This is a genomic window from Plantactinospora mayteni (assembly GCF_016862935.1).
GTDB lineage: Bacteria > Actinomycetota > Actinomycetes > Mycobacteriales > Micromonosporaceae > Plantactinospora > Plantactinospora mayteni.
On the sequence record NZ_BONX01000006.1, the window covers coordinates 1 to 19871 of the forward strand.

The 19871-nt window shown below is 67.0% G+C and carries 22 protein-coding genes; 2 read left to right on the forward strand and 20 right to left on the reverse strand.

Annotated features, from left to right (window positions below; all coding sequences use genetic code 11):
• Nucleotides 1-42 precede the first annotated feature (42 nt).
• Entirely contained in the window at nucleotides 43-1242 is a 1200-nt protein-coding gene (locus Pma05_RS05370; protein WP_203856177.1) for an McrC family protein, read from the forward strand.
• Between the two features lie 616 nt (nucleotides 1243-1858).
• Here Pma05_RS05370 and Pma05_RS05375 read toward each other — a convergent pair.
• Genes Pma05_RS05375 through Pma05_RS05395 form a run of 5 tightly spaced genes read right to left on the reverse strand, consistent with a single transcriptional unit; the run spans nucleotide 1859 to nucleotide 5337 of the window.
• A complete protein-coding gene (locus Pma05_RS05375; protein ID WP_203856178.1) occupies nucleotides 1859-2377 on the reverse strand; it encodes a P-loop nucleotide/nucleoside kinase family protein in 519 nt (172 codons plus the stop codon).
• Nucleotides 2374-3381: a nucleotidyltransferase family protein gene (locus tag Pma05_RS05380; RefSeq protein ID WP_203856179.1), complete on the reverse strand. Its 1008-nt coding sequence runs from the start codon at nucleotides 3379-3381 to the stop codon at nucleotides 2374-2376. Before Pma05_RS05380 ends, Pma05_RS05375 begins: the two co-directional genes overlap by 4 nt.
• 3 nt (nucleotides 3382-3384) lie before the next feature.
• Nucleotides 3385-3846, reverse strand: a complete 462-nt coding sequence (locus tag Pma05_RS05385) for a nucleoside 2-deoxyribosyltransferase (protein ID WP_203856180.1) — start codon at nucleotides 3844-3846, stop codon at nucleotides 3385-3387.
• Between the two features lie 37 nt (nucleotides 3847-3883).
• Nucleotides 3884-4585 (reverse strand): 7-cyano-7-deazaguanine synthase, encoded by a 702-nt coding sequence (locus tag Pma05_RS05390; protein WP_203856181.1) that lies wholly within the window; start codon nucleotides 4583-4585, stop codon nucleotides 3884-3886.
• Nucleotides 4586-4596: 11 nt separating this feature from the next.
• Nucleotides 4597-5337 carry a nucleoside/nucleotide kinase family protein gene (locus tag Pma05_RS05395; protein ID WP_203856182.1) on the reverse strand — a complete coding sequence of 247 codons (741 nt, stop codon included), beginning with the start codon at nucleotides 5335-5337 and terminating at the stop codon, nucleotides 4597-4599.
• Between the two features lie 148 nt (nucleotides 5338-5485).
• On the opposite strand from Pma05_RS05395, the gene Pma05_RS05400 reads away from it, so the two are divergent.
• Nucleotides 5486-6343 carry an inositol monophosphatase family protein gene (locus Pma05_RS05400; RefSeq protein WP_203856183.1) on the forward strand — a complete coding sequence of 286 codons (858 nt, stop codon included), beginning with the start codon at nucleotides 5486-5488 and terminating at the stop codon, nucleotides 6341-6343.
• 4 nt (nucleotides 6344-6347) lie between these two features.
• Here the strand turns inward: Pma05_RS05400 and Pma05_RS05405 are convergent, their stop codons facing one another.
• The 15 genes from Pma05_RS05405 to Pma05_RS05475 all read right to left on the reverse strand — a co-directional run bounded on the left by Pma05_RS05405 (nucleotide 6348) and on the right by Pma05_RS05475 (nucleotide 19300).
• A complete protein-coding gene (locus Pma05_RS05405) occupies nucleotides 6348-7445 on the reverse strand; it encodes a hypothetical protein (RefSeq protein ID WP_203856184.1) in 1098 nt (365 codons plus the stop codon).
• Nucleotides 7442-8095 (reverse strand): cupin domain-containing protein, encoded by a 654-nt coding sequence (locus tag Pma05_RS05410; RefSeq protein ID WP_203856185.1) that lies wholly within the window; start codon nucleotides 8093-8095, stop codon nucleotides 7442-7444. The genes Pma05_RS05405 and Pma05_RS05410 overlap by 4 nt, the downstream gene beginning before the upstream one ends.
• A gap of 227 nt (nucleotides 8096-8322) precedes the next feature.
• Nucleotides 8323-9111: an HAD family hydrolase gene (locus tag Pma05_RS05415; protein ID WP_203856186.1), complete on the reverse strand. Its 789-nt coding sequence runs from the start codon at nucleotides 9109-9111 to the stop codon at nucleotides 8323-8325.
• Complete coding sequence (locus Pma05_RS05420) at nucleotides 9108-9806, reverse strand: ribulose-phosphate 3-epimerase (RefSeq protein WP_203856187.1); 699 nt, start codon at nucleotides 9804-9806, stop codon at nucleotides 9108-9110. Before Pma05_RS05420 ends, Pma05_RS05415 begins: the two co-directional genes overlap by 4 nt.
• A gap of 40 nt (nucleotides 9807-9846) precedes the next feature.
• Nucleotides 9847-10734, reverse strand: coding sequence for a sugar phosphate isomerase/epimerase family protein (locus Pma05_RS05425; protein ID WP_203856188.1), 888 nt, complete (start codon nucleotides 10732-10734; stop codon nucleotides 9847-9849).
• A gap of 36 nt (nucleotides 10735-10770) precedes the next feature.
• Nucleotides 10771-11736, reverse strand: coding sequence for an aminoglycoside phosphotransferase family protein (locus Pma05_RS05430; protein WP_203856189.1), 966 nt, complete (start codon nucleotides 11734-11736; stop codon nucleotides 10771-10773).
• A complete protein-coding gene (locus Pma05_RS05435) occupies nucleotides 11733-12380 on the reverse strand; it encodes a dTMP kinase (protein WP_203856190.1) in 648 nt (215 codons plus the stop codon). Before Pma05_RS05435 ends, Pma05_RS05430 begins: the two co-directional genes overlap by 4 nt.
• Complete coding sequence (locus Pma05_RS05440) at nucleotides 12370-13797, reverse strand: NsdA family TPR-like regulatory protein (protein ID WP_203856191.1); 1428 nt, start codon at nucleotides 13795-13797, stop codon at nucleotides 12370-12372. The genes Pma05_RS05435 and Pma05_RS05440 overlap by 11 nt, the downstream gene beginning before the upstream one ends.
• The gene (locus tag Pma05_RS05445; protein ID WP_203856192.1) at nucleotides 13787-14524 is read right to left on the reverse strand and encodes a 7-carboxy-7-deazaguanine synthase QueE; all 738 of its coding nucleotides are present in this window, start codon (nucleotides 14522-14524) and stop codon (nucleotides 13787-13789) included. Before Pma05_RS05445 ends, Pma05_RS05440 begins: the two co-directional genes overlap by 11 nt.
• Nucleotides 14521-15270: a 6-carboxytetrahydropterin synthase gene (locus tag Pma05_RS05450; RefSeq protein WP_307836837.1), complete on the reverse strand. Its 750-nt coding sequence runs from the start codon at nucleotides 15268-15270 to the stop codon at nucleotides 14521-14523. Before Pma05_RS05450 ends, Pma05_RS05445 begins: the two co-directional genes overlap by 4 nt.
• Before the next feature lie 103 nt (nucleotides 15271-15373).
• The gene (locus tag Pma05_RS05455) at nucleotides 15374-15574 is read right to left on the reverse strand and encodes a hypothetical protein (protein WP_203856193.1); all 201 of its coding nucleotides are present in this window, start codon (nucleotides 15572-15574) and stop codon (nucleotides 15374-15376) included.
• A 275-nt stretch (nucleotides 15575-15849) separates the two neighbouring features.
• Nucleotides 15850-16470: an N-acetyltransferase gene (locus tag Pma05_RS05460; RefSeq protein ID WP_203856194.1), complete on the reverse strand. Its 621-nt coding sequence runs from the start codon at nucleotides 16468-16470 to the stop codon at nucleotides 15850-15852.
• Complete coding sequence (locus tag Pma05_RS05465) at nucleotides 16467-17099, reverse strand: GNAT family N-acetyltransferase (RefSeq protein WP_203856195.1); 633 nt, start codon at nucleotides 17097-17099, stop codon at nucleotides 16467-16469. Before Pma05_RS05465 ends, Pma05_RS05460 begins: the two co-directional genes overlap by 4 nt.
• A gap of 20 nt (nucleotides 17100-17119) precedes the next feature.
• Nucleotides 17120-18538: an APC family permease gene (locus Pma05_RS05470; protein WP_203856230.1), complete on the reverse strand. Its 1419-nt coding sequence runs from the start codon at nucleotides 18536-18538 to the stop codon at nucleotides 17120-17122.
• Between the two features lie 135 nt (nucleotides 18539-18673).
• Complete coding sequence (locus Pma05_RS05475; RefSeq protein ID WP_203856196.1) at nucleotides 18674-19300, reverse strand: GOLPH3/VPS74 family protein; 627 nt, start codon at nucleotides 19298-19300, stop codon at nucleotides 18674-18676.
• Nucleotides 19301-19871 lie beyond the last annotated feature (571 nt).

The following is a 19871-nucleotide window of genomic DNA, read 5'->3' on the forward strand; positions in this document are numbered from 1 at the left end:
TGGCACCTCACCGAGTAACCCTGACGAAGCGTCACCGTCGGAATGAGCGCGCTGCCGGCCAACCTTGGCGAACTCGACAGGACTGGCGCGCTGAGGCAGCTCGACGACGATACCGCGAGCGCGCTGAGCAGCACCGGACTCGTCGAGGTGCATCCCGAGGGCGGCGGTTGGTGGCGCCTGCTGCCGACTGGCAAGGTCGGCGCGGTCCGGATCGGTGGACTCGACGTCCAGGTGCAGCCAAAGGTGGGGATCGCCCGACTGCTGTTCCTGCTTGGCTACGCCCTGGATCCGGGGTTCCGACCAGAAGACGTCACCGCGATACCCGAACCAGATCTGTGGCCGGCGCTGTCCGAGTCGCTGATCCGGCAGGCTGAACGCGCGCTCGCCCCAGGCGTCCTACAGGGGTACGTGTCGGTCGACGAGTCGCTGCCGCTGGTCCGCGGGCGGATCCGGTTCGCGGATCAGTTCGCCCGCCGTCCCGGCGTACCGCTGCCGATCGAGGTCCGCTTTGACGAGTACGCCGCGGACATTGCCGAGAACCAGATCCTGCGCACTGCTCTGCGGCGCATGATGGCGGTTCCCCGGTTGCCGGCCGGCGCGCGAGCCCGCCTCGCCCATCTGGACGGTCGACTCGACGGCGTGCGGGTGCTTCCGTATGGAGCGCCCCTACCGGCCTGGCGTACGAGTCGGCTGAACGCGCGGTACGCGCCCGCGCTCAGGTTGGCCCAGCTGGTCCTCCGCTACCAGTCCGCAGAGCCTGGGCCTGGCGACGTCACCATGGCCGCGTTCGTCGTGAACATGGCCAAGGTCTTCGAGGACTTCGTCACCACCGCCCTGCGCGAGGCGCTGGCCCCGTATCCGGGGCACACCGATGGCCAGTACCCGGCGCACCTCGACGTTGACCGGACTATCCCCATCCGGCCCGATGTTGTCCACGTCGTCAACGACCGGCCCGTCGCGGTCTTCGACGCGAAGTACAAGCTTGAAGGCGCCAGCTCCGGCTACCCAAACGCTGACGCCTACCAGATGCTCGCGTACTGCACGGCGCTGAAGCTGCGCCTTGGGTGGCTCATCTACGCTCAGGGCACGTCGGAGCCCGGCCGCCGCCGGATCCGCAACACCGAAATCGACGTCGTGCATCACCCGCTCGACCTAGGCGCGCCGCCGCGCCACATTCTCGTAGACATCGACGTCCTGGCACAAAAGGCTATGCACGAATACGCGGATACGCAGAGCCGCTGATTGCTCACGAGAGCTCAGGACCGCGTCGGTCGAATCCGACCGACGAGTCATGGCTCAGTCCCCGCGTTCCCCGACGGATACGGCGAGGGAACGTGGCACGCCGAGGCCGAGGCGGCAGGCGTACTTGGACGGGCGGTGCGCAGCCGCTAGATCGGCGCCGGTGTCCCCGACGACCCATGAGTCTTCTGGTCGAATGCGATGGCTTCCGATCGCTTCCTCGAAAGGGGAGGTTGGGGCTTGCGGCACGAGCAGGCAGCGCCGATATCGTGCGGGCAGACGTAGACGGGTATAGGCGGGCTCCGTGAAACGCGGCTTGCTGTATGAATTCTGCACACATCAAATGGAAGTACTCGATCGTGAAGAGTCCGTGGCTGATCCTTCCTTGGTTTGTGATTATTGGGCAGATGTAGTTTGAGGCCGCAAGGTCGGCGAGAGCCTTGAATGTCCGCGTTTGGCAGCGGCGAGATGGCTCGTTCCCCTCGATCACCGATGGGCTCGGCAGGAGCCGTTGAGGTCGCAGAAGACGGCTCGCATGCTGCCGAGGATAGACTGTCCGGGCGGGTGGCGCGAAGAAGGAACGCGGGAGTATTCGGTGACGGGTGCCGAGGATCTTCAGTTAGTTCGAAAGGTAGTCCAGGCAGGCATGCAGGACCTCTGATTGCGGCTTGTTCGTATCGATGACGAGTTTGGGGCCCGGGATGGGGTGGGCTTGGGCCTTGAGGGTGCTGTGGAGGCTCGGGTCCCGGTTGGCGGCAGGGTGGTTGTCGGCGGTGCGGTCGCGCCGGAGCCGGTTGCGAGCGGTTGTGTCGTCGCAGCGACACTCGATGATCTTGAGGGGCTGACGGAGGCTCGTTGCGAGACGACGAACAGCCTCAACCTGGTAGGTCTGGCTGTAGGTTCGGCCGTCGAGGATGACGGTTCGGGTGGGATCTTCGGCGAGGAGTCGCGCGGTTGTTCGGTAGATGATCCCGACGACGAAGTCGTCTTGACCTCTCGTGTAGGTGGTGCCTTCAAACCCGAAGAGTGCGGCGCGGATGTGATCTTTGTCGAGCACCCGTGCGTGCAGGGCCTTGGCGAGTTGCCTTGCGAGGGTGCTCTTGCCGGTTCCAGGAAGTCCCGTGATGGCGATGATCATGATTGGTTGCCGTACAGCAGGGTGGCCAAGTCGTCGGCAACGTGGGGTGCCGGCGGCCCGATTTGGGGGTCAAGTTTCAATGCGTTGGTGATGTTCGATCCCATGGCCCTGTCGAGGCGACGGAATACCCAGTCGGCTTGGGATCGCGCATTGTGGTCGACGATTACTTGGCGGGCAGCATCGGCCTCGCCGGCTTGGATTGCGTGGTGCCAGAGCCGTAGAAGGTCCGCGCAGGAGAGCAGGGTGAGTTGGCGCGACCGGTGTGCCTTGTCCCAGAGGGCGATGGTGGCGTATGCGGCGTGGACAGCTCGTTGGGGCACGGAGAGGAGGACATCGGGAGATCCTGGGATTGGTTGTGCGGTGCGTCGGCGTACCATCTCTGCCATAAAAGGGGCGTAGTCGACCGCGACTTCGTTGAGCTGGTGGGTGAGGTCGACGACGATCCGGGGCACGAGCGGGTCGGCCAGGGTTCGGGTGTACGGGCCGACGCTGCGGCGGCGTGTTTGGCCGATTGGCTGGTATCCAAGCTTGGTCAGGACAGTGTCCGCAGCGGCCAACCGGGAGTGCTCGATGACGAGGTCGATGTCGCTGAGGGGCCGCTCGCCGCGGCCGTAGTACAGGGTTGATTCGACAGCGATGCCGGAAACGGCGGCATAGGGGATGCTCGCGTCAGTGAATGCCTGCGCGATTCGGGCGGCTTCGCGGCGGTGGTAGTGCAGGGTGTATTGATTGAGCCGGAGTTGGCGTGCGAGGAATCGGGCGCGGTGCGGTTTCTGCTCATGGAGCAGTCCGGTATGGGTGAGATAATCGGCAAGAAGGCAGAGCACCTTGTGGTCGACCGCCAGTTCGATTAGCCCTCCCCACCGCAGGTGCGGATGACTCAGGGTGAGGCTGGCGAGCGGATACGTCTGCTCGTAAGGAGTGGGTAGACAAACGAGTTCGAGCAGCGCGATCTCAGGATTGGCGGGCTGCTCAGGGCGTGGTGATGGGCTGGTGGGGACCATCGTTTACTCGGTCGAATCCGGCAAGTCGAGATGTCGACCTATCAGCCTCATCAGGTCGTCGATCGTGCGGGCTGTTCCGCCCCCGAGGGCGTAGTCGATCATGAGGTTGTTGGAGTCGGTGCCTCCGAAGCGGCGTGAGTCGGTTTGGAGGCCGAAGCAGGGCTTGTCCCAGGCGTATGCCATGCCGAGTTCCACGCAGCCTCCTTCGTCGGGTACGCGGCCGTCGAGGATGAATACCAGGAGGTCGCAGTCGCGGACGGCGGCGACGTCCCCCGCGAAGAGGCGGCTGCGAACGGTGTGCTCGTCAAGGCCCTGGCGGACGAGGGGGGCGGCCTCGCCTCCATCGCGTTGTGGCAGGTAGGTGCGTAGTCCGGCGTCGCGGAGCGCTTGGTCGACGGCGAGGTTGAACGCCTTCTCGGCGTCGTTGAACAGGGGGGCGGCGATGTAGGCGCTGGGCGTTGCCACGATTGCTCTCCTGGGGTGGTTCGGGTCGAGCGGCCGGTCAGGGGCGGATGCCGACGGTGGCGAGGGCGGAGACCAGCTCTGCGGCGCGGTGCTCGGGGTAGCGGCCAGCGCGCATGGCTGGCAGGTAGTAGTCGGTGACGCGGTGCCACTGCCAGGGCGGCGAGGCGAACTCTGCGGTGGTGATGTTGTTGTTGGCCAGGGCAATCCATCGCCGGAGACAACTCGGGCAGGTGCCGCAGTGCACGCTGGCGTTGCCGGACTCGGTGCACGAGAAGGTGAGTAAGAGGTTGTCGGCGGGCAGTCCTTGGGCGAGGTACCAGGCGACGATGTCGGTCTTGGTCATGTCCCAGAACGGGCTGGCGATGGTGATGGGTCGACCGGCGAAGGAGCTGAGGGACTGTGACATTTGCTCGAAGGCGTCGGGCGACTTGTCGAGGGTGTGGTCGCCCTTGACGCCGATGCACCAGATCGCGTCAGCGTGCCGTGAGGCGATCATGGCGAGGAAGACGTTGCGCATGGGGATGATCACGTCGTCGCCGTGCCAGGCGGACAGGTCGAGTTCGGTGCTGATGGTGAGGTTGATACCGCACCGGTCGGCGAGGGCGGCGATGGCCTGTAGCTCGGGTGCGCGGTAGCGATGGCGGATGTCGACGTATAGGGCGGGTGGTTGGCCGAGGTAGTGCCAGGCGGGAAAGCTGTCGAGGCCAGCAGAGAAGAGCAGGAGCTGTCGGTCGGTCATGGGGCTGGTCCTCATTCGGCGGGTACCTTCAGGAGGTGGCGGGCGTACTGGGCGGCTTTGCAGGCGACATCGTCGGCGTCGCGCAGGCCGACGGTGATGCGACGGACCGACCCGGGACGCTCGGCTAGGACGCGCTGGTAGTTCTCGGCCAAGGCGGGCAGGAAGAGCAGGCGCTCGACGGCGGCGGGGTTGCCGTCGCCCCTGCCGCGGGCGATGGCGCGTTCCCGGGCCAGGGGCCAGGGCACGTCGAGGTGGATGGCGAGGTCGGGGTGTAGCCACCACAGGTCGGTGCACGCGCGAAGTTGGGGCAGCAGGGTGTGTTGGGGTACGTCGGGGTTCCGCTCGGCGAGGATGGTCAGGTAGTAGGCCATCTTGAGGTAGACGCCGTGGTCGATGATTACTACCTGGTTCTCCCGGCATGCGGCCTGGTAGACCCGGGTCTGGTGGTCGGCTTCTCGGCACAGCCGCAGGAACAGGTCGATGATGGCGTGGTGCGGTACGGTGAAGCCGCCGATGCCGGTGCGGCTGCGTAGCGGGTGGTGTTCGAGGAAGTCGGAGAGGTCCGCGAGGACACCGTGGCGGGCGCCGTAGGCGACCACGCGGGTGGTGAACCCGAGTGAAGCGAGGTGTTCGCCGAGCCGGCGGGCGCAGGTGGTCTTGCCTGCACCCCATACGCCCTCGATCGTGATGACCGCGGCACGTTGTTGGACCGTCGTCCGGTCCCGCGTGCTTCTGGTATTGGCGGTTGACATCGTGGTCACTGGATCTCACTCCCGCTTGGATGTGGCCCTACCAGTCGACCAGTGGCTCGCGGCGGGGTGAAGGCTGGAGAGGCGTGAAAGTTGTGAATGTTGCCCGTGTATCGGGTGGTCGACCGGCTTGGGCGAGAAGACTGGTCGCGTGGATGTGCCAGACCAGGTGATACAAGCGGGCCGATCCCGTGAGGGGCATGATCTGGATGCGTGGTTGGCGGTGGCGCGCGCAGCGGTGGCGTGCGCGGCTGCCTACGTGCGCGACCACTTGCCGGGGGCGGTTGCGGCGAAGGGTGATCGGGATCTCGTGTCCGACGTCGATCTCGCGGTCGAGCGGCTGGTGCGGGACTTCCTTCATCAGCACGCACCTGGCGTGGCGTTCGGCGGCGAGGAGTACGGCTTCCCGCCGGGTGTGGTGGATGAGCAGTGGGTGCTGGATCCGGTGGACGGCACGGTGAACTTCGTCCACGGAATTCCGCTGTGCGCGGTCTCGCTGGCGCTTCGGCGCGGTGACCGGGCGGTGCTCGGGGTCATCGCGGCGCCGTTCCTGGGCACCAGTTACTGGGCGGCGGAGGGGCGGGGCGCGTTCCGCAATGGGCAACCGATCATGGCCTCTCGCCGGCATGCACTGGATCAGGCTGTTGTCGCGGTCGGTGACTACGGCACGGGGGCGGGGGCAGCGTCCCGGAACCGTGCGGCGGTGTCGTTGCATCGTCGCCTGGCGGACCAGGTCCAGCGGGTGCGGATGCTGGGGTCGGCGGCAATGGATCTGGTGTGGGTTGCCGAGGGTGCACTCGACGCGAGTATCACGCTTGGTAATCGGGTGTGGGACATGGCGGCGGGTGTGGTGATCGCGCGGGAAGCCGGGGCGGTGGTGGTCGACGTCGATGGATCGCCGCACGACTGCACCTCGGCGATCACGATCGCCGTGGCCGAACCCTTGGCTCTGCCAGTCACGGAGCTGGTGCGGGCGGCGATGCGAGAGGGCGGGCATCTGCCGGCCTGATTCCTTACCCGGTGGCACGCCAGATCACCTCGGCGAGTCCAGCCGCCGTGCCGGCAGGACTCGGTCCCACAGGGAGGCGGAAGCAGGGCACCGTATTTGCGACAGCTTCCGCCGCTGCCCGGATGTGCGCGTTCCGGTCCGATTCCGGCTGTGGGATGAGCCAGTGGTTGATGCGGGCGGCGTACCCGCGAGCCCGGTCGACGGTGAAGAACCGGGTGCCGATGAGGGTTGCGCGTACCTCTTCCGGCTCCACAGGCTCAGCGGCCCCAGGCGTTGGCTGATCGAGTGTCAGGGTCGGCCACAGCATGACCGTGAGGTGGCAGGCGTTGCGGATGCTGCCCGAGGTCAACAGGCCGGGGATGTCGGGTGGTTCGACCGTGGCTTTCGTGTCGGACGTGGCGGCGAGCGCGGTGAAGTCGGAGTAAGCGTGCAGCGTCCCGGCGCCGATGTGGAGCCGATGGGGCCATGCGTGTCCGACGAGCGTCTTGCCGTCGGTGTGCAGGAGGAGCCGGTCGTTGGTGACGAAGTCGGCGCCGAGGTGTCGTAGGGCGGCGATCAGTGTGGTGGTCTTGCCCGCACCCTTGAGCCCGGCGACGGCGATGCCCTGCCCGCGGTAGATGAACGCGGCAGCGTGGGCGTAAACGACGCCTTGTCGGAGTAGTTGGGCGGTCATAGCCTGCCGGGTCAGCCGGGTGGACCAGTCACGAGCGGCATCGGGCGGGCAGTTGACCAGGATGAGGCGGCGGCGGGGGTCGAGCCGGATGAGGCTCGACCGGTCCGGTATCCACCACACATCGAGCCCGAATAGCGCGAGCTTCCTCGCGGAGACGTTGGGGCCGATGTCGCGGGTGATGGTGCCGGCAAACGCGCAGTCCCACGCGGCGGGATTCGTGGGCGGTTCGGCGACGATGACGATCTGCCAGGCGGCGGGTCCGGCAGGATGGGTCGTGTACGAGTAGAGGGTGCTGGTCGCGGCTGTCAGCGCGGTGGGCAGGTCGCAGGTCAGGGCTACCGATGCCGTGTGCTGTCGGAAGACGATGGTGGTGGGGCTGGCCCCGGGGGCGGGAAGCTGCGAGATCGCGGCACGGAGCGGATCGGTCATCCGAAGGGCCAATCCTGGTTCTTCCAGGCCGTGTCGGCGGCGGTCATGAGTTGCTCCAGCAGTCCGACAGATCGGGTGATGTACAGCTCGCACAGCGACTTCTCTGGACCGAGGTTGTGGCTGAGCCAGTGCGGGATGCCGTCGCAGGGCTGCGGCCTACCCCACGGCGTGAGGTCGGGCCCTTCAAGGCATAGTCCGCCGTCGCGGTTGCGCATCGCGATACGGAGAGGATCGCGGCGCCCGTACTTGAACTGGCTGTCCTTGCCGGCGGCGCGGCTGCTGGGTCCGCGTGCGGGGCGGAGCCGATCGGCGTAGATGTTGAACACGGCGGTGGGGGCGTCGAGCACGTAGGTGAGGTGCCAGGCACCGAAGGGCACGACCACCAGGTCACCTGGCCCCGAGGTGTGCTGGTAGAGATAGCGGCTGCCGTCCGGCCGCCACCCACTGACGATCATGAGGTTGCGTCCGGCAAGGGTTTGAAAGATCTCCAACTGGTTCGCGCCGTTCCAGTGGCCTGTTGAGCGGATCGGCTCGCCGGTTGCGAGGACACCGGCCGGGTAGATCACCAGGTCGGCCGACCAGCCCTCGCCTATTTCCGCGTCGGTGCAGGCGGGTCGCTGCGGCAGGATGTCCCGGTAGGCGTCGTACATGACCGGGTTGTCTCCGGTCCGGACCGCCTGATGGAGTGCGGGGACGTCGAGGAAGTAGGGGCCGCCCGGTGGCCGGAGCATGTCGGCGAGGCGACGCGTGGTGCCGGCGTACGGTCGGCCGTTGAGGCGCAACCCGTGGCCGGGCTGGTAGGTGGCGTGGTGGAAGCCCCAGCCGAGCGGAAGAGCGGCGCGGAGGTCTGTGCCACGGCTGAAATTGGTAGCGGCAGTCACGAGATCGGGCCTCCTGCGACCTTCCGGGTGGGTCGGCGTGGGAATGGGGCGCTGTCGGGAGCGGTGGAGGGCAGGTCGAGCAGGGGCACGAGCATGTCGAACCGGGCGATGTCCTGGACGACTGCCATTGCCGGTGCCGTTGCGCCGGCAGGGTTGAACCAGACGGCCTGCCATCCGGCCTCGGTGGCGCCCCGCACGTCGGTACGCCAGTCATCGCCAAGGTGCAGGATCTCCGTCGGATCAGCGTGTACCTCATCGGCGACAGCGCGGAAGTAACTGGGATGCGGCTTGGCCACGCCCAGCTCGTCGGAGAAGTACACGCCGTCGACGAGGTCCGCAAGTCCCCGGTATTCGAGGATCGAGCGTACGACCTTTCCGACGCTGGTCAGCGTGTTCGAGCTGACCACGACCCGGCGGCCCGAATCGTGGAGCTGCCGCAGCACCTCATGGGCGCCCGGCGCCGGTTCCGGACAGGCCCGCAGGACGGCGTGTGTGTGAACGACGACCAGCACGTCCAGCAAGTCATCCCGGAACGGCACGTCCAGCCGGGCCAACACGTCGGCAATCTGGGCGCGCGGAGCGAGCTGTTCGCCGTGGTGCCGTTGACGACGCAGGTGCTCTCGGTGCGCGTCGTCGGTCGCTTCCTGTAGTGCTCCGGCGTCCACGGGATGGCCGAACTCCTCTAGGACGAGCGCGAACTCGCGCAGTCGCCACGCGCGGGCAGCGTCCCGGTCGCCCATGTCGATGAGGGTGCCCCACAGATCGAGGCTGACCACGCGGATCATGAGCCGGCCGCCCACAGACCGGCGGCACGCAACCAGTCAACCGTGTCGGCGGGATCGGGTGCCTCGAACACGAGCGAGCCGGCCACGACGGCGTGCACGCCGGCCTCAGCGAAGCGGGGAACGGTGTGCCGGCGGATTCCGCCGTCAGCGACGATCCGGATCGCGGCGCGGCGTGGGTGCTGGCTGATCAGGTGCCGCAGGGCCTGTATCCGCGCTGGCATTTCGGAGCTGGCGTCGGTGCCCTTGCTGCCCAGCGGGGTGCAGATCGCGACAACGGCGTCCACCTGGGCCAAGTGGTCGACGATGGTGGCGGGGTCGGTGTCGAGCCGCAGTGCCAGCCCCGCTGCCTTGCCGTGACTTCGGATCACGTTGATCGCCTGCGATACGTGCTCGGTTTCGGCGTGCACGGTGATGAGGTCGGCGCCGGCCTCGGCGAACGCCGGGGCGATGCGGGCAGGATTGTCGACCATGAGGTGGACATGCATTGGTGTGCTCGTCAGACGCCGCAGCGCCGCGACCACGTCGGGGAAGAACAGCAACTGGTCCACGAAGTGCCCGTCCGCGACGTCGATGTGGAACAGGTCGGCGAACGGGGCGGTGCGTCGGACGTCTGTGGCGAGGTCGGTCAGGTCAGCGGACCACAGCGACAGGTCGACCAGCAGGCGGTTGGAGGGGAAACGATTCCAGAACGACATCAGCGATACCTCATGAATGGGGCGGTACCTGGGTGCCTGGTCAGGCAGGGATGTACGGGGTGCAGTGGGCCACCGAGCTGAGCAGCGTGGCGCGCACCTGGTCGTCGTCGTCCTCGAACCGGGGGTAGATCTCCAGCATCACCGGGATGTCGGCCAGCCCAGCGACGTCCAGGCGGGCGGCGAAATCGGCGACGTCGAAGCGACCCCGCTCGTGCGGCCAGCCCCAGTGCGGGTCACCCTGACGGTCGGTGTTGTCGAGGTGAATCAGCTTGGTGTCGCTGGCGAGAGCGTCGAGCCAGTCCCCGACGTTCGCGTTCGGCCCGTACAGCGGCTCGTACACGGTGTGGCCGGTGTCCACGGCGAAGCCGAACGGCACCCCGCGCTCGTGCAGGTCGGCGGCGAGTTGCTTGCACTGGGCGACGTTGTGGGGGATCTCCCGGGCAATCGGGGTGGGTTCGATGAGCAAGTGGTCGAGTCCGGCCTGTCGCACCTGCCCGCCGATGACGTCGAGGGCGTCCAGCAGGTCCCGGTAGCGCTGCTCACGGTGGACGAAATCGGCGGCGTCACGCACGCTCATTGTGCCGAGGGGGCCACCCACGGCGGTGGCGCCCAGCTCGCCGGCCATGAACGCGGCTCGGGTCCACCACGTGATAGCCAGCCGACGGGCGTCCGGGTCCGGGTCCAGCAGTCCGGCGGGCACGTAGTGAGCCAGTCCGACGAACGCCGAGTGGATGGTGAGCTGCCAGTCGTCGGCAGCCTTACGGACCTGCTCGACGATCCGGGCACGGTCGTCGGCAGGCCACCACGGGTCGGCCAGGTCGAAGGTGAACTGCACGACGCTGAGGCCGAGGTCTTCCCGGACGAACCGGGCCCAGGCGTGCGGTTCGAGGTAGCGCTTGACGGCGAAGCACAGGTTGATACCGAGCACGAGAGGGTCCTCTCCAGGGTTGGTACCGCAACGGGGTCAGGGCAGGTCGGTGAACAGGTGCCGGACGCGGGTGAGTTGAGTGCCGAACTCCGCGGCTCGCTGGTCGCGTTGCTTCCAGAGCACGGCGAGCCAGCGCAGCGCGCAGGTGCGCTGGCAGGCGCGGAATCGTTGTTGTTCCTGTGGCGCGACGCCCAGCTCGGGTAGGAGCGCCTGCCAGATGTCGTCGGGGATCAGTCGGCCGCTGATGTGCTCGATCAGGTCCGCGGCGTCGAACACCAGGTCGCTGTGGCCGCAGAACTCGAAGTCGACCACCCGGATGGTGTGACCGTCCCACAGCCAGTTGATCAGGTTCGCGTCGCCGCGTGAGAAGGTGCGGGGTCGCCACTCGCAGGCCACGTCACCATCGCCGCTGCGGCGCCATCGGCCGAGCAGGCCACGCAATTCGATGGTCAGCTCGTCCCGCTCGTGCTGGAGCAGTTGCACCGCCCATGTGCGGTTGATCCGCTCGACGTAGTGCTCGGCAGAGTCGATACGGGGCAGCCGGGAGAATCCGGCCGTCAGCGGTGCGGCGTGGATGCGGCGGAGCAGGTCCGGCATCGCGGTGACCGCCGGTACCGGATCAGGCAGGTCGGGAACCGATGTTCCGGGCAGGAGCGTCATGCCGATCACCGGCATGGCAGGGTCATCGAGGCACCACAGCGGGCGGGGAATGCCGTCAACGCCCGCGCTGGCGAGCAGCGTGAGAGCGTTCCACTCCCGCTCCAGGCGGCGTCGTTCGTCGACCCGGTAGACCTTCACGCAGATCGGTGTGGCGTCGGCGTCCGACCACTGGTAGACGTCGTTGTTACGGCCGCCGGCGACGGGATCCAGGCCGAGGTCGCGCAACGCCTGCGCCTGATGCTCAGGCTGGTTGATACGTGCGTCGCGCAGCCCGCCCAGTAGCCGCCTTGCTCGGGCGGCTCGGGCTTGCTCACCCTGGGCGGTTACCAGGTTGTCGATCATGGCAATCTCCGACACAGCTCTTGGTAGACGTGCTCGTGCACCTGCTCGGGGCCGAGGTCGCGGACATCGACCGGAATGATGGAGGGGTCGTTCGCGGTGAGCTGTTCGTAGGCGCGGTCGACGTAGCTCAGGTACGACATCTGCTCACCGCTATAACCCAGGCCAGAGCGTAGGGTCGCGCGGCGGACCGCCGTGGCGACCGGCGGTCGCAGCCACACCACGATGTCGGCCCGTGGGCCGGCGAGCTCCCCCACCGAGCGCAGCCACGACTCCACGCGAGGTGCGTCGAGGTCCGGATAATCCCGCAGCGCGGTCGCGAGGCTGTAGGCGTACATGGTGTGCACGCCCCGGTCCTCGATGATCACGTCGTAGTCCGCCCGCGCCGGCTCGATGGTGGTAGCGACGATCTCAGCGCGGATGGCGGCAGCAAGGAAGCTGTCAGTGAGCAAGTCGCCGTGGCGGCGGAACGGGTCACCCGAGGACGCGAACAGGGCGTTCAACCGGTCGCCCACGCTGTCGAGTGACAAGGTGGCCAGGTCGGGCACGAGCGCTACCCGCAGTCCTCGCCGGGTGAGCCGATCGGCCAGCAGGGAACTCTGTGTGGACTTGCCGGAACCTGGAAGTCCTTCGAGGCTAAGCAACATCACGGACACCCCGGTTGCTCGCTACAGGTCGGTGCGGCGGAACGCTGGGCGTCGTGATGGTGCCTGTACGAAGCCGTGGCTGGGCGCCGATGACCTGTTCCAGATCGGCGATGGCATCTGCCACGGCAGGTGTACGTGCCTGCCGGATCAGATACTCGCGCAGGTGCCGCCGGAGGCGCTCGCACCGGCCGGATCGAACCGTGACCAGCAGCGGAGAAACGGCTCGCACAGTAGTTGCGGCTTCGTCGACAGCGTCAGTCATGATCTGCGCCTCTGCCAGCACCAGCCCGTAAAACAGCCGCTCCCGGGCGCTCAGCGATGAATTCGGGCAGACACGACTCAGCACATCCACGGCACTCCCAAGGAATTCGGCGGCATCGGGGTTCCGGCGTGCCAGCAGAGTCGCCGCGTGGGCCGACTCGACAGTGAGTCGGTTGCGCTCCGGATGGTCATCGACCATCCGGAGGTGACCAGAAATTACCTGAGCCATCGCAGAGAAATCACGCACATCACCATTGGCTGCTGCCGCCATAGCGGCACGGGTAAGAAGCCGCGCACGCAGCAGTGTCTCGCCACGTGGACACAGGCCGATGGCGCGGGTGGCTAGTTTCCTGGCTGCCTCTGGCTGTGGTCCATTGCAGACCACTTCGGCCAACGTGCCCAGCGTGGCAGCGATCCCTACGTGATCGGCGGCGGCATACCTGAGCCGAAGCGCGGACAACAGGTATCGCTCGGCGAACCCGTTTCTACCCGCATCAAACTCCATCTCACCAAGCAGGTGAGCGAGGTCAGCAACGACGACCAGTGTGTCGCTTGCTGGCACCTCAGCGGCGACGGCTGCAAGAGCGGACAACTCGGCCCCGGCGTAGTGCCGCGTGACCCGGTCACTGCCAACCGTTCCGAAAAGCTCACGCAGCCCAGAGGTGTGGGCGGCTACCAGCGGCAGCAACGGTGTGCTGTCCTCCTGCTCCTCACCAGGCCGCTCCTTCCAGCCCTCACCTGCTGCGGCCTCCACCGCAACGGCCAGCTCCATTGAGGTACTCATCCGCAGATGCCCAGCCCGGGAAGCCGCAGCCGCCGTTAGCTCACGAAGCGTCTGGGCCTCACCCTTCACGGATCTAGCTACGGCCACCATCGGTAGTCTCTCCAGCCGCCCCCCGACCTCGATATCAGGCCAGAGCTGTGACGCGGTGATCGGGACCCCGAGATGGTCGGAAAGCACGGCCGCTGCCGCGTATGCCGTGATCGGTCTGGGCCGCCGCCCTTCGCGTAACCACGAATACGGTGTCGTCTGGTGAATCCTGTCCCGCGCCAGTCCCTGCGCGGACATCCACTCATTGATCTTTGTGGCGAACTGCCGGGGTGTGATCGCCGCCCGGTGAAACGCATCCGCCAGGCCATTCACCTCAGCGTCCACGTTCGTCTCCCCACAGCAGGATGTGCAGGCGAGGAGTCAGGTTCCACCCACGCTGAATCACCGGCGCCGCAAGCGCCCGCAGGCGTTCCAATACCAGCTCGCCCGTGGTGCCCTCGGGCATCACCCAGACCGGCCCACCCCAGCCATCACTCCCTGCGCCGATCTGCGTAAGCAACTCGGACACCTCATCCAGATCGGGTGGGCCGGTAACCACGAACTTCCACACGACCTTGCCGGTATCCCGCAGCGCCCACAGCGGCTTCGGTCGGACTCGCCGGTGCTCTGCTAGGCCCGAATGCGCCAGCTTCGGCGAGACGTTGAACACCGTCACCAGCTCCACCAGATCCGCTCGCGGCTCCAACGTGCCCGACGTCTCTACCTCGACCCGGCAGCCACCCCCTTCGGCGGCCAACCGCTGCAGAAAGTTGACCAGCGCCGGCTGTTGAAGCAGCGGCTCCCCGCCGGTGACCACCACCAGGTCAGCCCGCTGCTCCAAAAACGTACTGACCAAGTCGTCAACGTCGACCGCACGCCGCTCGGCTGCGAGGTCGAACCGCCCCTTGTCCCACGTGTACGGGGTGTCGCACCAGACGCACGACAAATGGCAGCCGGAAAGCCGAACGAACAAGGCACGGCGCCCAAGGCTAGGCCCCTCGCCCTGAACACTTACGAACGTCTCAGCGACCCACAACGTCCGGTCGCCTGTTCGTGGCAGCAGATCCGTCACGACAGGTCCTTGCGTCGGTATTCAGCCCACGTCGAGGGCGTCTCCGAGACGCGGACCGCAGCCAATCGTACCTTCGGCAGATGCTCCTCACACCACGCGAACAGATGCTGCGCGAGATTCTCACTCGTGGGCGGGACCGGAAACCACTCGTTCAGATAGCGGTAGTTGAACCCTTCCTTAAGATAGTTATCCAGGGGAATCAGCATTTCGTCCGCGAAAGCGGTGCCGACATCAGGCGACTCGTCCGGGATGGCAAAGACCTGGTAGGTATGTCCGTGAACCCGCGAACACTTGTGTGCGTCCCCGAGGCCGGGAAGGTGATGGGCGGCCTCGAATCGTCGTCGCCAGGAGGTCAGAGGAACATCCTCCCAGCCCGTCCCTCCTTCGGAGACCACCACGCCCGCAAGGGTTACCCCATCCGGCAATTCGAGGTTGGACCTGCACCAACCCAACAAGTGAGTGGCGACATCTCTGCCGGCCGACATTTCCCCCAGGACCTCGTTGAGATTGCGGTGGTCGAGGGTCGCGTCGATGTAACGTGCGATGACCTTCAACGCACCGAAATCAACGACGAATCCCGGCGCGCGTAAGCGGTCGGCCTTGAGACGCGTCACGGCTGTAAACGTGTGGCCGTGCAGTCCGCGGGCAACCGCCGAGACGAGATGGGCTGCGTCGAATCGGTGGATCACTCCTATCGAATACACCGTTCTGCCTCCTTTTTCAAGCAGCGAGGGTACCGTCGGCACCAGTTCCGGCCAGCTCCAGTGATCTCAGACTCCGGTAGCGGCATGGGTCCGGCGAATGTAGTAGGGCGGCGGGGTAGGTGCCGCACGGATGAAGCCGGGCGTGTTAGGGGGTGGCCGGATATTCGGGGTCGACTGCGCTGGCTATATACGCAAGTGCGATCAATATGAGGAATAAGGCCAGCCCGGCGGTCAGGAGTCGGGCGAGACGCAGCCGAAACAGCGCCCATGTCACGGAGGAGGCGCCGGCCCTGGCTAGTGCGGCGACCAGCAACAGGACGCCGACAATGGCTGACAGTTCGCTCAACGTCTAATCCTTGTCTGAACGCGAAGAGATGCACCGGGGGTAGGGCTCGCGGTTTACGAGGTTCACCAGTTCAAGCGGGATCACTGTGGCGCGAGCGCCGTGAACATCGAAGATCCAGGGAGTTCGTCTGGGTGGCCTGCTTGGGTGAGAGTTGACGGGCGTTTGGGCGGTGGCGGACCCGCCCAGAGGGCACCGACGGGGCGGGTCCGCCACCTGGGGGTTAGGGCCGTGTCGCCCAGTGGAGGGCGGGTCATGCGGTGGACGACCGGACCGGGTTACCGCTGCTGGTTGCTGCAGGGACCTTGTGCGTCCGGCGCCGTTTGGGTTGGGCGCCACATCGGCGCGATCTGTCCCGCGTCGTCGGGTAGCGCGACGGGGTCTCGGCCGACGAAGCCGTGTTTGGTGAGCAGGCGGATGCCGGCTGGGCTGATGGCCTGGCTCCAGGCCGGCAGGCTGCCGGGCTCGTGGTGGCGCAGCAACGTGTTCGCGTGGCCCGCGCCCTGGTGGTCGGGGTGGGTGGCGAGGAAGACGAGGTGGTGGTGTGGCTCGGTGGGACGGGTGCTGTCGAGTAGTTCGTCCAGGATCTGGAAGCGGTGCAGGTGGGGGCCGCAGGCGTTGGTGAGCCGACGCTGGTAGTCGACTGGTGCGATGGTCGTGCGGTTGTGGGTGAGCCATACCGCGACGGCGGTGCGGGTGTCGTGGAGGTGGATGTGGCCCCAGAGGAAGGCGTGCTCGGTCCAGATCCGCGCCCATGCAGTCAGTACAGGTCCGCGGTGGTGCTCGTCGGGGACGAGCCAGGCGCCGAGCGGTTGTGGGTGGAGGGCGGCGGCGATGAGCGCTGCCGCGTCGCGGATCTCGATGGCACTGGCCCGCACGATCGGCAATACGGTGGTCACCGTCCGGCTCCTTCCTCGCCTGCCGCTGCTGGGTGCAGGTGCATGGGCCAGATCGGTGGGCCGTTCTCGGGCAGGTGGACCGGCCCGTCGGTGCGGTAGCCGTGTCGCAGGTACAGGTCCCGGTTCCTGCTGTTGCTGGCCTCGAGGTAGGCCGGCAAGCCGTGGGTGGCGAGGTAGGCGTGGTGGTAGTCGAGCAGGGCGCTGCCGATTCCCTGCCTCTGCCGGCCTGGGGTGACGGCCAGGAACGCCAGGTAGTAGTGCGGCAAGGTCGGGTGGTGCTCGGCGAAGATGTCGCCGAGCAGGTCGAACCGGCGCCACCACCGGCCGCAGGCGGCGGCGAGACGCCCGCCCTCGCCCGGTTCCGGTATCGGGTCGCGCATGTCGTACCACAGCGCCACCCCGGCAACGTCCTCGCCGAGCTTGACGGTGTCGACGATGCCGTACTGGAGCGCGTGCTCGGTCCAGATGTGGAAGTAGTCGCGGTAGACGGTGCGGCGGGCGGTCTCGTTGGGGACGAGCCAGTCCGCGACCGGACCGGGAAAGAATGCCTCGGCCAGCAGCTTGACGAGCTGACCGTGGTCGTCGCGGGTGGCGCGGCGGATCACCAGCGGCGGCGCGGTGTTGGTCATCGGAACGGGTACCTCTCAGGTCAGGCGTGGGTCGGGTCGACAAGTGGAGGACGGGTGGCGCCGAACGTGGCGCCGCTGTGCACGCCGAGGCCGATCGCCTCGTAGACGGCAGGGTTGGAGGCGCGGAGGATCAACGCCCAGCCGACCCCGACCAGCGCGGCGACCGCGTAGACGGCGGGAAATATCCAGCGCAGCGGCGAGGCTGGGGCGACGCCGAGGAGGGTGGAGAACTCGGCCAGGGTCACCCACACCACAACACCCAGAAGGGCCGTCGCCAGGGCGGGGGCGATGCGCCGGCGCCAGACGCTCTCGCCATGCCGCTCCCGGTTGAAGTAGCCGAGGACTGCGGCGGAGGTGCCGGTCATCAGGATCAACACGCCGAGGCCGCCGGTGACGGTCACCCAGAAGAACAGGTGGACGATCGGGTCCGCCCCGAGTGCCGCGTAGACGATCAGCGCCACGAGGGCGAGCAGGGTTTGGATGAGCGAGCCGGCGGCCGGGGCACCGCTGCGGCGGCTGGTCCGTCCCAGCCAGGCCGGTAGGACACCCTCGCGGCCGAGCGCGAAGCTGTAGCGGGCCACGGTGTTGTGGAAGCTCAGCAACGCAGCGAACAGGCTGGTGATGAACAGGACGTGCCCGCCGGTCACCATGCCCTGTCCGACGTGTGGGAGGACGAGGTTGAAGACCAGCTCGGTGCCGTCCTCGGTGGCTGCGGTGACGATCCGGTCCGGCCCAGTGGCCACCGACATCGCCCAGGCCGACAGGCCGTAGAGCAGGCCGGTGACGACGACGGCGATGTAGGTAGCGCGGGCAATCGTCCGCTTCGGGTCGCGGGTCTCCTCGGAGAAGACCACGGTGGCCTCAAAGCCCACGAAACCGGTGATCGCGGTGACCAGGGCGGCGCCGATGCCGGCCGTGACCAGGTGGTGCGGGGACAGCGTGGCCAGGCTCAGCCCGGCATCGGCCGGGTGGCTGACCATGACAGCGTCGAAGACGACCGCGACCAGGATTTCGGCGGTGAGCATCACCGCCAGGACCAGGCCGTTGAGGTCGACCCGCGATACCCCGAGGACGGCCACGATCGCCCAGGCGACGAGCGCGTACACCCACCAGCCGAGATCCAGTCCGAGGCGGGGGTTGAAGAAATCCGAGGTGACGGCGCCGAATCCGCCATAGAGGCCGATCTGCATCGCGTTGTACGCCAGGAGAGCGACCATCGCTCCGGCCACGCCGGCGGGTTTGCCGAGTCCGCGGCTGATGTAGGTGTAGAACGCTCCGGCGTTGAGGATGTGGCGGGACATGGCGACGTAGCCGACGGCGAACAAGGCGAGGATCGCGGCCGTAGCCAGGTACGCCACCGGGATGCCGGTCACCCCGGTGATCGCGTAGCCGGTGGTGGCGCCGCCTGCGACGACGGTCAGCGGCGCGGCGGCGGACATCACGAAGAACACGACGGCGGGAACGCCGAGCCTGCCGGCGGCGAGGGTGGCGGTGACGGTGCTGACTCTGGTCGGGGGGCTGGTCACAGGACAACTCCGGGAGAGGTGAGGGGTGATCGCAACAGCGGGTGAGGTTCAGGTGCGCTGAGCGAGGACCGCGTCGCCGATGGTCGCCTCGGTGTGCGCCAGCAGTTCTCGCATCGGGGGCCACAAATGCGCGGCCACGTACTGGAGATACTCAGAGGCTGCGGGTGGGGCGCCTTCCAGCACCCATTTGTCCAGGCCAGTCGCCAGAATGAACCCGGCCAGGCACGCGCCCGGGAAGTCCAGCTTGTGTCTCTCGCGTAGCCGCCAGGACAGCGAGAGCCAGGGCCAGGCCGCCTTGTTCATGTCGGTGGGGACGTATCTGGTAATTACCGGGCCCAGGAGACGGCGCGAGGTCACTGCCTGGAGGTCGCCGGAGCGCACCAGGCGTCTAGCCACGTGCGTCCGCGCATCCTTCTCTAGGTAGAGCAGCCAAGTACGTACGCTGTGTCGCTCCAGCTCCGCAAGGACGCTGTCCAGCACGGTGTGCGCTACCGCGTCCGTCGGCGGCGTGCGGTTCGCCGCCACCAGCTCGCCATCACGGATTTCCAGGTGGCGAGTGACGAGCAATTCCGCGATCAATGCGGCGGCCAAGCCGATATCGACTGCGCGGGCATGCAACCGGCGGCGGCCGTTAACATCGTGATGGGCCAATCGGAAAAAGTCATCAGCGAGCACAGCCCTCACATCCTTTCGCGGGCGAATGACGGTCGAATCGACTACTTCTGCCCGTCGCCAACTCCCACCTATTGCGGGACAGTGACGGACCTAAACATCAGATCCGCCAGACGCAGATAAGTTCGCTCGGCAGCGCTCCAATTCGGACGGCCACCAGTGTCCGCACGAACAACCATCCCCATTTCGCTTCCGGAACACCGTCGACCGGGACAAGGCCACGCCGATCGATTGCGTCGTAGGTCAGGCGTTCGACCTCGGCTGCGGAGACCGGGCTTAGCCGACAGCCACACGGCGAGCGGTAACAGCGCCCGTCAACCGTCGCCAGCGGACACAGACGCCGATCGCAACCATCGCAGACCAGCAATCCCCACAGGGGGTATGGACGATCTGAGCCAGGTACGCTGATCTCCATCGCGGTGAGGATCTTCGCAGAATAAAGCCGGCAACGGCACTCCGGGTGCCCGCAGGAGCACCCGTCCGCCGTTGGCTGATGCGCCTGGTAGACCGCGACCGCCATCCCTGCCATTGACGAACGCCGACTGGCAAGGGACCTCCTGGTGGCGAGCCTGTC